Genomic DNA, 11,755 nt, shown 5'->3' on the forward strand with positions numbered 1-11,755 from the left:
CAGAACTTCATGGATGCCGGCCAGTACCGCGATGCCTATCGGGAATACCTGAGCATCATTAATCGGGATGCGGCCTATAAAGACTGTCCAGAAAGAATGGCGGTCGCACGTGAGATGGGGACCTTTGTGGTGGCCATCATGCCCATCGAGGGGAACATCCGCAGCCGTAATCTGAAGACCAAACTGGAGGCATATACCCTCAACAGCCTGACCGGTCTGCAGAATCCCTTCTTGAAGATCGTGGACAGACAACACTTGGATGATATCCTGGAGCAACAGAATATCTCCCTCAGCGGCCTTATCAGTGATGCGGATGTGCTGGAGGTAGGAAACCTGACCGGGGCAGAAGCACTGCTCATCGGACAAGTGATGGATTATCGTGAGGAGGAAGGTGATCTGCAACAGGAGATCAAGCGAGGCTATGAGAGCTATACGGTCAAGGAGAAAGGCGAGGATGGCAAGGAGGTAGAGCGCACCCGCTATCGTCCGGTCAAATACTATGAGTTCCGCAAGCGGAACAAGGTCTACCTCTCATTCAATGTCAAGTTACTCCATCTAGAGACCTCTGAAGTACTCTTCTCAGAGGTGGTAGAAAGAGAAATGAATGACGATGTGCACTGGGTGACCTACAAGGGCAATGCCAGTCGTCTCTTCCCAGAGCGGGAGGACAAACCCTATCTCAGACGCTCGGCAGTCAATGAACTGCGTTCACTGACCAGCGCACGCAAAGAACCGACTTCCATTGGTGAACTCACCGATCGCACCTTCGGTAAAGTAGGAGATGCTATCGCCTATAAAGTGGATGATTACCTGCAGTAGGATGAAGTCGTTGATCTACATATCGTTGTGCCTCATACTGGTGGCTTGCGGCTCTCAGAAGGAGATGGTCACGAGCTTGGAAGAACAGATGATCGATGCCCCCTTCTGGGTGACCGACCGTCCCATCTCCAGTTTCGAATACATCGGTATCGGAAAAGCCAGTAAACGGGGCGCTCCTGAGGAGTATCAAGCCATTGCACGCAGGAATGCATTGAACGATATGGCCACGGAGATCGATGTCACCGTCACCTCCAATTCCTTATTGCATACCCTCGAGCGCAACGATATGCTCACCGAGTCCTTCAGCGAATCCATCATCACTCGCAGCAATCTGCGCTTGGAGGGATTCGAGGTCACGGATGACTATCAGAACGAGGAATACTATTGGGTGTACTATCGCCTGGACAAGCAACTCTACGAGCAGATCAAGGCCCAGCGCAAGCAAGAGGCGATGGAACGCGCCTTTCAGATGCTCTCTGCAGCCCGTACCGCGCGAGAAAGTGCTGCAGTGGGACTCGCTGCTCAGCAGTATGTCTTGGCCCTGAAGGAGATGCGTCCGCATTGGGGAGAGGTCAATACGAAGGATGGTATACAGGTAGACCGAGTGGCCATGGATGAATTGCTGCAGCTCACGCAAGACTTGGATATAGACCTGAATTCTCAAGAGGTCTATCTGAACAGCTCCAACGATTTCCGTCACCGACTGGAAGCACGAAGTGTGCTCGGCACCCAGACGACCACCCCTCAGCCATTTGCCTATCGATTCGATAAGGAACGCAAGGAGAAGACCGAGACCGATGTTCTCACCCTTACCCTCCGCCCACAGGGGTCGGAGCACAGTATACTGAGTATCGAGATGGACCCCTTCAAAGATCTGCGCAAGGAGGTACGTAGGGAAGGGATGGCCTTTCTGGAGCAGGTCCTTCGACCCAAGATCGCCCTCTTGGATATCTATACCCAATACCCTGATGTGAGTATCGAGGTGAGCCATTCCGATTTGAATGGAGAGCAGGGTACGGCACCCGGATTGCGCTCTGCTATTGTAGGAGGACTAACAGATTTCCAGATACCCGTGGATGATGGATCAGGAAGTGCCTATCGCATCGTATGCCGCTCCATGAGTCGGGATGGTGGGATGACCCAGCAATTCCATATCGTGTATACCGATGTGGATATCATCGCCATCGATGCCCAAGGAGCCACGGTGAATAGCACTAGACTTGAATCCGTCAAGGGAGTACACAATTCTTTGGAGAATGCACATACACTTTCACTGGAGAAATGTGCTGAGCAGATCGATGAAAAGCTTCTGGAGCCCTTGATACACGCGCTTTTCTGACTTTGGCACAGTTTCTGAAATTACCTATGACGAATACACACATGAAGACTATGAGAACAAAACAACTCCACTTCGGCAAGACCTTGATGATGGTCCTAGTAGCTGGGACGATGGTGATAGGCACAGGATGCGGCAAGAAGAAAAAGCTTGCTGAGAAGAAAGCTCCTCCAGTAGGAGAGACAGCGATCAAAGAATACTGCTCAGGACCTGAGTACTTCAGTGACAAGAAGTTCTTCAGAGCCAATGCACTGGGCGAGAGCACCGATCAGGCCACTGCCAAGAAAAAGGCCATGGCCAACGCACGGGCCGATCTCGCTTCGAGCCTACAGACCACCATCCAAGGGGTAGTGGACAACTACGTCAACTCTCGGGAGTACAACAACCGGGAGGAGGTAGAAGAGCGATTCGAGGGATTGACCCGTGAGATCATCGAACAGCGATTGGTGGGAGTGAAGACCATTTGTTCTCAGCCGGTCATGGTGAATGCCACCGGTAAGTACAAGTACTACATCGCCCTCGAGCTGAGCGGTGAGGACATCGTGGCCGACTACAACGAATCCTTGAGCAAGGATGAGATCCTCAAGATCGACTACGACTACGAGAAGTTCAAAGAGATCTTCAACGAAGAAATGGAGAAGCGCAGCAAGCGCTGATCTAAAGAGAAAAAGAGGAACAGGAGCCCCTTTCTGGACAGCGATCCAGAAAGGGGTTTTTCTTTGTGGTATGAATCGGAGAGCAGCCATTGCATGTTTCCATCTGGCCCTTGCGGTCAGCCTAGGTGCCTTGGGCGCACATTTCCTCAAGGCCGAGCTTTCGGGCGATTCGCTGGCCTCTTTTCAGACCGGAGTGCGCTATCACATCTATCATAGCCTCGCGCTGCTCATCCTCGCCCTTTGGGATGCCCCGATGAAGCTGCGTATCCAATGGAATACCATGCACATAGGCATGCTGCTTTTCAGCTTCTCCATCTACCTGCTCAGCACCCGTGGACTCCTACTTCCTGATGGTGCATTCAAATGGTTGGGACCCATCACTCCGTTGGGAGGAGTATTGCTCATCGCTTCTTGGCTCTTCTTGGGTATCCATTTCTTGCGTTCTCGTACCTGAGATATCCACTGGGAATCTTCATATCGCGATTTTTAGCACGGTCATTTCCTGAAGAGAGGCATGTACATTTGTGGCATGAATGCACGTCTCTTCTCCACACTGCTTTTTACTTTTCTAGGATTCTCCATAAGCCTGCATGCCCAATGTGATGCCGGTGATGATACCGATGTTACCCTTTGTGAGAATGAAGGTCCGGTCGATCTTTTCGAGCGACTCGATGGAGCTCCCATCACGGGTGGTTCATGGCTCGACCCTGCGGATGTACCCTTTACCAATCCCTTCGACCCGGCCAGCGATGCGCCTGGGGTCTATAAGTACATCGTGGATAACGATCTGAATGGGAATCCCTGCCCAGTGGAGGATACAGCCTTTGTGGACGTCACGGTGGTACTGGTGCCTGTGGCCACCTTCGATATGGATAACAACGAGGCCTGTGGGCAGCTCAATGTGCAATTTTCCAATACGACCATCGCTCCGGGATTTACCACCTGCTTCTGGGAATTCGGGGATGGGGGTACCAGCACGGTCTGCAATCCCCTGCATAACTACACCGAGCCCGGCTGCTATGATATCGTATTCGCTACTTCCAATGGTGTCGGTTGTGAGGCACGCGACACGCTATTTGCAGCAGCCTGTGTGAATGAAGTGCCTATTGCTGATTTCGAGCTCAAGGAGAATCCCATCCTCACGACCTCGGCAGTGGCCGAATTCATCAATAACTCGGTCAATGCCGTCACCTATGAGTGGATCATACCTGATGTAGGGAATTTCAATGAAGAAGAACCGGTCGTGCAATTCCCGGCCAAGGAAGACACCTATTTCGTCTGTCTGGAAGTCATGGCCGCCAATGGCTGCGAGGACAGTTATTGCAGCAATGTGCTTGTGCGGGATGATGTCATCATCTACGTTCCCACGGCCTTCACACCCAATCAGGACAATGTCAATGAGACCTTCAAGCCCTTTCTCACCTTCGTCCCTGAGCGCTATGAGTTGCTCATCTACGACCGCTGGGGAGGGGAGGTCTTCCGATCGGAGATTCCCAGTCTGGGATGGAATGGAACGGCTACAGGTAGTCAGTACCTCGCCCCGGATGGATACTATTCCTACAAGATCAAAGCGGTCAAGAATGCAGAGGTCATCGAGCGGGTAGGGCGTTTCGTCATGTTGCGTTGATCGGAACTATTCTATCGGCACGGGCACTTCGTGTATACTTGTATCTATATTTGAATCGAACCTTATAAGCTCTTGCAAATGAAAGTGTTGAAAATCATACTGTTCGTGGTGGCCATCCTTATCCTATTGGTCATCGTGCTGGGCATGCTAGGTCCTAAGACCTATGATGTCAGTCGTACCGCGGTCATCGATGCTCCTAAGGACATCGTCTATGATCAGGTATCCAACCTATCCAACATGGTCGCATGGGACCCTTGGAAAGAGAATGATGAGACCATGGAAGTCACTATTCATGGAAACGATGATGAGATCGGATCATACAGACGCTGGGAGTCGGAGAATAGCGGAGTAGGAGAGCAGAAGTTGACCAAGGTGGTCCCCAATGAACTGGTGGAGACCGAATTGAGATTCATCGAACCCTTCGAATCCACCTCCCAAGGCTATATGGTGCTGGAAGACGCTGAGAATGGAGGCACCAAGCTCACACAGGGATTCAAAGGAGAGAACAACTTCATGGGCCGCGCCATGTCCATGATAGGAATGGATATGGATGCCATGGTAGGTCCGATGTTCGAGAAAGGACTGGAAAATATCGAAGCCATCGCTGAGGAGAAGGCAGCCGAGCGGGAGAAGGCCAAGGCCGAACTCGCAGATTCCGGCTATTCCTTCGGACTGCAGGAGAAACCACCTATGAGCTATGTGCTCAAGCGCGAAGTGGTCAAGTTCGAAAATATGCAGGAATTCTACGCCACCCACATGCCGGCCATCTATACAGCGCTCGGTGCCAGTGGAAATGAGCCGGCCGGGATGCCTAGTGGTATCTATTATTCCTGGGATGAGGAAAAAGGCGAGACCGATATGTGTGCGGCCATTCCCGTAGCTGATTCCGATATCAGAATTGAAGGCTATGAGACCGTCACCCTTCCACAAGGCAAGGCGGCCAAAGTGGTGCACATGGGAGCCTATGAAGGGCTAGAGGGCGCACACTATGCCATGGATGATTACATCAAAGCCAATGGACTGAACCAGAATGGACCGGTGGTCGAGCACTACGTCACCGACCCCATGAGCGAACCGGACACCGCCAAGTGGCTCACCGAGATCTACTACTACGTAGAGGAGTGATCCACAATAGCCTATCGAATTCAAGCCCTTCCCACCCGGAAGGGCTTTTTTCTTTAGTATACATTCGACCCCATGCAGATCCAGTATATCTTCTCTATCGATCGAGCTCAGCAGCACTTGATCGGAATCCAGATCGAATTCAAGAATCGCAAGAAAGGAAAGGTGGACCTTGTCCTTCCGGCATGGCGCCCCGGTAGATATGAACGGGCTGACTTTGCCGCCAACATCCTTGACTTCCAGGTACAGGCCGGTAAACGCCATCTCGACTTCCACAAGACCGATCGGGATACCTGGACCGTACCGAACTGCCCGCAGGGTAGGATCAGGGTGAGCTACAGCTACTTTGCAGATACCATCAACGCGGGTTCCAGCTATGTGGATGAGCAGCAACTCTATGTCAATCCTGTCAATTGCTGCATGCACATCAAGGGAGAGATGGAAGCCGAAGTGCTGGCCACTCTGTCTGTGCCACCTGAGTTCCGCTACTCCGGTATGCAGCCGATGGTGGATGGCGCTATACGCTGCAAGGATCTGGATGAGTGGTATGATAGTCCCTTTGTCAGTTCTGCTCATCTCATCCAGCATAGATTCAAGGCCAGCGGCATACAGTTCGAAGTGGCAGTGCAAGGGGATGTGCCCTATGAGAAGAAACGCTTGGAGAGCGATTTCCGGAAATTCATCGGCATTCAGAAGAAGGCCTTCAAGGACTGTCCGGTCGATCGCTATACCTTCCTCATTCAAGCTACTCCACATCGCTACTATCACGGAGTGGAACACGAGTGGGGGACCACCATCACGCTGGGGCCTTCGCGGCAGTTGTTCAAAGAGAACATCTATGAAGACCTGCTGGCCGTCTCCTCCCACGAGTTCTACCATACCTGGAATGTGAAGTACATGCGTCCGGAGTCCATGTGGCCCTATGACTTCACACAGGAGAACTATCACCGCATCGGCTACATCATCGAGGGAGTGACCACCTATCAAGGCGATCTCAAGCTCTGGCAAGGAGGGGCCATGAGTGATGAGCTCTTTTTAAAGGAGATCAAGACCCACCTGGATCGGCACGTGGCCAATTTCGGTCGCTTCAATCACTCGGTGAGGGAAAGTTCCTTCGATACATGGGTGGATGGGTATGGGAAGTCTATCCCAGAGAGGCGGGTGAGTATATATACCGAGGGCGCGCTCATCGCTTTCATCCTAGATGTGAGTATCATGCGCAGGACCAAAGGCCAAAAGAGTCTGGACACGGTCATGCGCAGACTCTACCAGCAATGCAAGAAGAAGGGTAGAGGCTATCAGGAAAAGGACTTTCTGCGCTATCTGGAAGAAATTCTGGGCAAAGAGGCCAAGCGCATCTATGCCCAACTCATCGACCGCGCGGTGGGATATGAGAAAGAATTGGAGAAGGCCCTGCAGCGCATCGGGATCAAGTACAGCAAGCAGAAGATAGACATATTGGCCAGTGACTATGGCATCCGTACGGATAGCAGCGATCGACCCAAGGTGATCGGAGTCCATCCGGAGAGTATGGCCTATGAGGCGGGTGTACGTCCAGGTATGCAGATACTCGGAATAGATGGGCAGTACGTAGAAGGAGATGCCGATGCACTCATTACACGCAATGAACTGAGCCTTCTGCTAAAGTCACGCAAGATGCTCATCGTCAAAGAGTTGCGACCAAGTGACGACATGCTCTACTACCAATACGAACTAGAGTTCAGTCGGGGCTCAGGTGCCTATTGGAAACGGTGGAAGAAAGGGATATTCTGAATCCGTGGAAATCTGGGTCTAGACATTCTGGTCAGAGGGGCGTGACCCTTCTTAGCCTCCCATTCCTACGATCATGGAGATCTCCACATTCACCTCTTTGGGAAGGGTACGTACGGCCACGGTCTCCCGGGCTGGAAAATCGCTGTCGAAATAGCGTCCGTACACGGCATTGACATTGGGAAAATCGTTCATATCGCTCAGGAAGATGCTGGTCTTGATGACCTGGGAGAAATCTGCTCCTGCTTCTTCAAGCACCGCTTTGATGTTCTCCATCACCTGCTCGGTCTCTTGGGTGATATCATTCATCACCAGTTCACCGCTATTAGGATCTATGGCGATCTGGCCACTCAAGAATAACATATCGCCATAACGTACGGCTTGGCTGTATGGACCGATGGGGTCAGGTGCCTGTGAGGTCCGGATGATCTGCTTCATACACGTCTTTTGCTGAAAAATAGCAATCGATCCGCTCCCTACCTTGCTTCGAGTATTTCTTTTGCATCGGATATGCGTATTGCCATCATCGATAACTACGATAGTTTCACCTATAACCTGCATCACTATGCGGAGCCCTGGGTGGATAAGGTGGTGGTCATCCGCAATGATGAGGTGGAGGTGGATGATCTGGCGAACTATGATGGGATCATCCTGTCTCCGGGTCCGGGCCTACCCGCAGAGTCGGGCAGACTCATGGAGGTCATCGAGATGTACCACGATCGATTACCTATACTAGGTGTCTGTTTGGGACATCAGGCGATCGCTGAGTTCTTTGGAGGCCGGTTGGAGAATCTACCTCAGGTCATCCACGGGCAGCCTTCAGAGTGTACAGCGCTGCAGGAGGACCTTCTCTTTAAGGGGATTTCTTCTCCTTTTCTCATCGGTCATTATCATTCCTGGGTAGTGGCTGAAGAAGGATTCCCACATGAAGAGTTGCTCATTACAGCAAAGAACGATGCGGGACATATCATGGCACTCCGTCACAAAGAGCTTCCTATCCACGGGGTCCAGTTCCATCCCGAATCGATTCTCACCCCGCAAGGAAAGACCATCATGACCAATTGGATCCGAGGGATACAACGTATTTTAGTCGACCGGAAATGAGGAAGAACCTGACTATAGCGATCGATGGCCATTCGGCCTGTGGTAAGAGTACGGTGGCCAAGCTACTGGCCAAGGAACTGGACTACATCTACATCGACTCGGGTGCCATGTACCGGGCCATCGCCTTCTTTGCCTTGGATAGGGATCTGGCCGAAGGTCGTACAGTGGATCGGGAGGGACTCGTGGAGGAATTGGAGAAGATCGACATCGGCTATAAGCGTATCGGAGAATCAGTGTCCCTGTATATGAATGGGATCGAGGTAGAACCGCTGATCCGAAATATGCGCGTCTCCCAAGTGGTCAGTCCGGTATCTACCATTCCAGAAGTGCGTGAGAAGCTGGTGGAGATACAACGCGCCATCGGAAAGGAGGGAGGTGTGGTCATGGATGGCCGGGATATCGGTACGGTGGTCTTTCCTCATGCTGATCTCAAGATATTCCTCACCGCCAGTATCGAGGAGCGTGGACGCAGAAGATGGGCAGAGCTACAGCAAAGGGGTGTTGAACTGAGCATGGATGAGGTGATCAACAATCTGCTAGAACGCGATCTGATCGATTCTCAACGCGAGGTCAGTCCCCTCATGCAGGCAGAAGATGCCTTGCTCATCGATAATTCCAATCTCGATGTGCAGCAGACCTTGAATCGCATTCTCGCTCTGGTGGAGAAGCTCGGTTCTTGACCGGCAGCCATTTTTGAGGACTCTTCGTCCATAGGCTTATGGTATAATCTACCTTTAGTCTTGAAAGCTTATTTTTGCGCCCTAAAAATTTTTCAGACCATTATCCATGGAATTCAAACGTACAGCAATGTTCCTGATGTCCCTCACCCTTGTGATATCAGGTTTCACACAGAAAATAGAAGAGGATGTAGTCAAATACGAATACACCCGTCCGCCCCTTCAGCCACTTGAAGGACTGGCTTCTTACAACTTCACAGTCATCACACCTTATCCTGAGAATACCGATGGATTAGTTGACTATGCTCAACAACAGTATGATGATGCCATGGCGGCTTATCCCGAGAAGGTAGCCGAAGCACAGCGTATTCATGACGAGCGTGTGGCCAACTACGATCAAGAGGTCGAACTGGCCCAAGAGAATTATCGTATCGAGCAGGAGGCATTCCAGCAACTCTCCAAATTGGAGCGTTTGGCTGCCGAAGAACGCCCAGAATTGAAGATGCCGCGTAAACCGGGGGTCTTTGTCAAGCCAGCAGAGCCAAGATATATAGAGCCTGATTTCGATAGCGCGATCATCTACAAGGAAGGCGTACTAGCAGACACGTATCTGTCAGTCGAAGGATTCGAAAAAGGCACTGATAAGGCCTTGGTCGGTACAGTGGAGATGGGCAATTTCGATGCTGGAAGCACAGAGCGTGTTGCCAATAAGAAGCGTGTCTATAACAAGGAGACCAAGCAATATGTGGATCAGGTGGTCTATGAATACCAAACCCCGATCAAGCGACCTACACGCTTGACCCTCGAATTCGAAGGTCAGACCGTCCACAATGACATCTTCGAAGGAACCGGAGAGTATGTGACGCATGTCTCTAAGACCTCACCGAACCTCCTTGACCTGGAGAAGAAGGATATCGGTGACATCCTGAGCCGTATTAATACCTACATCAACGATAATTATGGATACGTGCAGGTGCCTACCTCAATGATCATTCGGTTTCCTAAGAACAAGGGAGACCATGATGACCTGGAAAAGGCGGCTAAACTGGCCAAGCGTGGTCTAAGGCCTATCGGTAGTAGCGATGGGAAGGCTGAATTGGCAGAGGCCATGGAGATCTGGAGCAATGCGCTGGCTGAAGGCGATGAGAACGACAAAAAGGCCCGGATCAACAGCAAGATCATGCAGTCACTTTACAAGAACCTCATCGAGACCTACATTTTCAAGCAGGAGTATGTAAAAGCACAGGATTATCTGGTACTGCTCTCTGAGATGGACTTGAAGAGGACCGAAGAGTCTTGGGTAGAAGGGAAGATATCCTTCATCGAAGAATTGACATCAAGAGGTGCCTGAATAAGGGGGTAATAGAGATTTTAAGAATGGTCTTGGGCATTGAGCTCAAGGCCATTTTTTATGATTCCTTCTTTGTTGGAACGTAGGTATATACCACTTGCATCCCCGAAGTATGGGATGACTCCGCTTTCTTAGGAATCTTTTTCTTGGAGGGTGGCCGGAAGTGGATATTGATCGTTCGGTGAAAGGTGATCCTACGGTTCTTCCGTTTCTCAGCGGTCTTGAATTTTAGCAGCTTGCAGACGCGCACAGCCTCCTCATCACAGCCGTGCCCGAGGCTTTTCTTCACCCGTCCGCGCAGCACATGACCGCTGCCATCGATGTCGATCACCACCGCTACGGTACCGGATATCTTCTTTTCAAGGGCCTTTGCCGGGTACTTCAGATGAGACTTGATGAAAGTGTCCATGGCCTTACGGCCACCCGGGTAGACCGGTTTCTTGATAAGTCGTTCTCCTTTGTCCATTTACTGGAATATTCGGCTGATGGTCTTGAATATGATACCCATATCCGACCAAAAGGTTCGCTTTTCCAGGTAGTCCAGATTCCGCTGGAGCTTATCCTTCATGATCGTTTCGATATAGTAGCGCTCCGGATCGGGGTGTTCGGCCATCATTTCACTTTCGTTGAAATAGGCCAGAGAAGCGGCATCGGTGATCCCTGGTCGTACCTGTAGAACTTTTCTCTCCTTCTCGGAATACAGATCCACATATCTGGGCACCTCGGGCCTGGGCCCTACAACGCTCATGTCTCCTTTGAGCACATTCCAGAGTTGGGGAAGTTCATCCAGTTTGGTCTTCCTCAAGGCATGACCGATATCGGTGACGCGCGGATCCCGTTCGCCCACACTCAATTGTCCCGAGGACTCGCTATCCGGTCGCATAGTGCGGAACTTATAAAGCGTAAAGGGGTCGCCTTGACGCCCTATACGTGTTTGCTTGAATAATATCGGGGCTCCATCCTTCACACCAATGGCCAAAGCGATGACCAGAAGTAGGGGAGACAAGAGGACCAGCCCGAGAAGTGCAGAAATGATATCGAAGAGTCGCTTGATCATGCGAACACTTCGTCCACGGTTTCCTTGACAGCACGGATCACTGTCTCTACTTGCTCATCGTTCAATTGATAGTAGATGGGTAATGTGATGACCCGCGAGAAGTTGTCATAGGCCCGGGGATGATCCTCTATGCGATAGCCCCGCTCTCTGTAGGCAGTGAGCATGGGCAACGGAATGAAATGCACATTGACGCTCACTCCTCTGGATTCGATGCCTTCGATGATCCGGTCCCGGGT

General features: G+C 51.3%; 14 protein-coding genes. 10 read left to right on the forward strand and 4 right to left on the reverse strand.

Annotation, left to right across the window (positions count from 1 at the left end):
• From HKN79_01740 to HKN79_01770, 7 genes are all read left to right on the forward strand, one after another.
• On the forward strand, window positions 1–819 hold an 819-nt coding region (locus tag HKN79_01740; GenBank protein ID NNC82272.1), incomplete at its 5' end, for a hypothetical protein.
• A gap of 25 nt (window positions 820–844) precedes the next feature.
• A complete protein-coding gene (locus tag HKN79_01745; protein ID NNC82273.1) occupies window positions 845–2,158 on the forward strand; it encodes an LPP20 family lipoprotein in 1,314 nt (437 codons plus the stop codon).
• A gap of 50 nt (window positions 2,159–2,208) precedes the next feature.
• Window positions 2,209–2,811: a hypothetical protein gene (locus tag HKN79_01750; GenBank protein ID NNC82274.1), complete on the forward strand. Its 603-nt coding sequence runs from the start codon at window positions 2,209–2,211 to the stop codon at window positions 2,809–2,811.
• A gap of 70 nt (window positions 2,812–2,881) precedes the next feature.
• The gene (locus HKN79_01755) at window positions 2,882–3,265 is read left to right on the forward strand and encodes a DUF423 domain-containing protein (GenBank protein NNC82275.1); all 384 of its coding nucleotides are present in this window, start codon (window positions 2,882–2,884) and stop codon (window positions 3,263–3,265) included.
• Window positions 3,266–3,340: 75 nt separating this feature from the next.
• Entirely contained in the window at window positions 3,341–4,438 is a 1,098-nt protein-coding gene (locus HKN79_01760) for a T9SS type B sorting domain-containing protein (GenBank protein NNC82276.1), read from the forward strand.
• A gap of 78 nt (window positions 4,439–4,516) precedes the next feature.
• Complete coding sequence (locus tag HKN79_01765; GenBank protein ID NNC82277.1) at window positions 4,517–5,563, forward strand: hypothetical protein; 1,047 nt, start codon at window positions 4,517–4,519, stop codon at window positions 5,561–5,563.
• A gap of 72 nt (window positions 5,564–5,635) precedes the next feature.
• A complete protein-coding gene (locus HKN79_01770) occupies window positions 5,636–7,333 on the forward strand; it encodes a M61 family metallopeptidase (GenBank protein ID NNC82278.1) in 1,698 nt (565 codons plus the stop codon).
• A 51-nt stretch (window positions 7,334–7,384) separates the two neighbouring features.
• Here HKN79_01770 and HKN79_01775 read toward each other — a convergent pair whose 3' ends face one another.
• Window positions 7,385–7,768, reverse strand: a complete 384-nt coding sequence (locus HKN79_01775) for a RidA family protein (protein NNC82279.1) — start codon at window positions 7,766–7,768, stop codon at window positions 7,385–7,387.
• A 72-nt stretch (window positions 7,769–7,840) separates the two neighbouring features.
• Here HKN79_01775 and HKN79_01780 point away from each other — a divergent pair, with 72 nt between their 5' ends.
• The 3 genes from HKN79_01780 to HKN79_01790 all read left to right on the forward strand — a co-directional run bounded on the left by HKN79_01780 (window position 7,841) and on the right by HKN79_01790 (window position 10,462).
• Window positions 7,841–8,434, forward strand: a complete 594-nt coding sequence (locus HKN79_01780) for an aminodeoxychorismate/anthranilate synthase component II (GenBank protein ID NNC82280.1) — start codon at window positions 7,841–7,843, stop codon at window positions 8,432–8,434.
• Window positions 8,431–9,114, forward strand: coding sequence for a (d)CMP kinase (locus HKN79_01785; protein NNC82281.1), 684 nt, complete (start codon window positions 8,431–8,433; stop codon window positions 9,112–9,114). Before HKN79_01780 ends, HKN79_01785 begins: the two co-directional genes overlap by 4 nt.
• A gap of 136 nt (window positions 9,115–9,250) precedes the next feature.
• Entirely contained in the window at window positions 9,251–10,462 is a 1,212-nt protein-coding gene (locus HKN79_01790) for a hypothetical protein (GenBank protein ID NNC82282.1), read from the forward strand.
• Between the two features lie 58 nt (window positions 10,463–10,520).
• On the opposite strand, the gene HKN79_01795 is transcribed toward HKN79_01790, so the two are convergent.
• The 3 genes from HKN79_01795 to HKN79_01805 form a co-directional block, all read right to left on the reverse strand.
• On the reverse strand, window positions 10,521–10,928 hold the full coding sequence (locus HKN79_01795) for a TonB family protein (protein NNC82283.1): 408 nt from the start codon (window positions 10,926–10,928) through the stop codon (window positions 10,521–10,523).
• The gene (locus HKN79_01800) at window positions 10,929–11,519 is read right to left on the reverse strand and encodes a sugar transferase (GenBank protein NNC82284.1); all 591 of its coding nucleotides are present in this window, start codon (window positions 11,517–11,519) and stop codon (window positions 10,929–10,931) included. It lies immediately after the preceding gene.
• On the reverse strand, window positions 11,516–11,755 hold a 240-nt coding region (locus HKN79_01805), incomplete at its 5' end, for a capsular biosynthesis protein (GenBank protein ID NNC82285.1). The genes HKN79_01805 and HKN79_01800, both read right to left, overlap by 4 nt.

It is taken from the genome of Flavobacteriales bacterium (assembly GCA_013001705.1).
Classification (GTDB): domain Bacteria; phylum Bacteroidota; class Bacteroidia; order Flavobacteriales_D; family JABDKJ01; genus JABDLZ01.

Excerpts from the sequence above, each read along its gene's own strand:
- HKN79_01755 (NNC82275.1), top strand. The coding sequence starts at position 2,882 with ATGAATCGGAGAGCAGCCATTGCATGTTTCCATCTGGCCCTTGCGGTC.
- HKN79_01785 (NNC82281.1), top strand. The coding sequence starts at position 8,431 with ATGAGGAAGAACCTGACTATAGCGATCGATGGCCATTCGGCCTGTGGT.
- HKN79_01750 (NNC82274.1), top strand. The coding sequence starts at position 2,209 with ATGAGAACAAAACAACTCCACTTCGGCAAGACCTTGATGATGGTCCTA.
- HKN79_01770 (NNC82278.1), top strand. The coding sequence starts at position 5,636 with ATGCAGATCCAGTATATCTTCTCTATCGATCGAGCTCAGCAGCACTTG.
- HKN79_01760 (NNC82276.1), top strand. The coding sequence starts at position 3,341 with ATGAATGCACGTCTCTTCTCCACACTGCTTTTTACTTTTCTAGGATTC.
- HKN79_01765 (NNC82277.1), top strand. The coding sequence starts at position 4,517 with ATGAAAGTGTTGAAAATCATACTGTTCGTGGTGGCCATCCTTATCCTA.
- HKN79_01795 (NNC82283.1), bottom strand. The coding sequence starts at position 10,928 with ATGGACAAAGGAGAACGACTTATCAAGAAACCGGTCTACCCGGGTGGC.
- HKN79_01800 (NNC82284.1), bottom strand. The coding sequence starts at position 11,519 with ATGATCAAGCGACTCTTCGATATCATTTCTGCACTTCTCGGGCTGGTC.
- HKN79_01775 (NNC82279.1), bottom strand. The coding sequence starts at position 7,768 with ATGAAGCAGATCATCCGGACCTCACAGGCACCTGACCCCATCGGTCCA.
- HKN79_01790 (NNC82282.1), top strand. The coding sequence starts at position 9,251 with ATGTCCCTCACCCTTGTGATATCAGGTTTCACACAGAAAATAGAAGAG.
- HKN79_01780 (NNC82280.1), top strand. The coding sequence starts at position 7,841 with ATGCGTATTGCCATCATCGATAACTACGATAGTTTCACCTATAACCTG.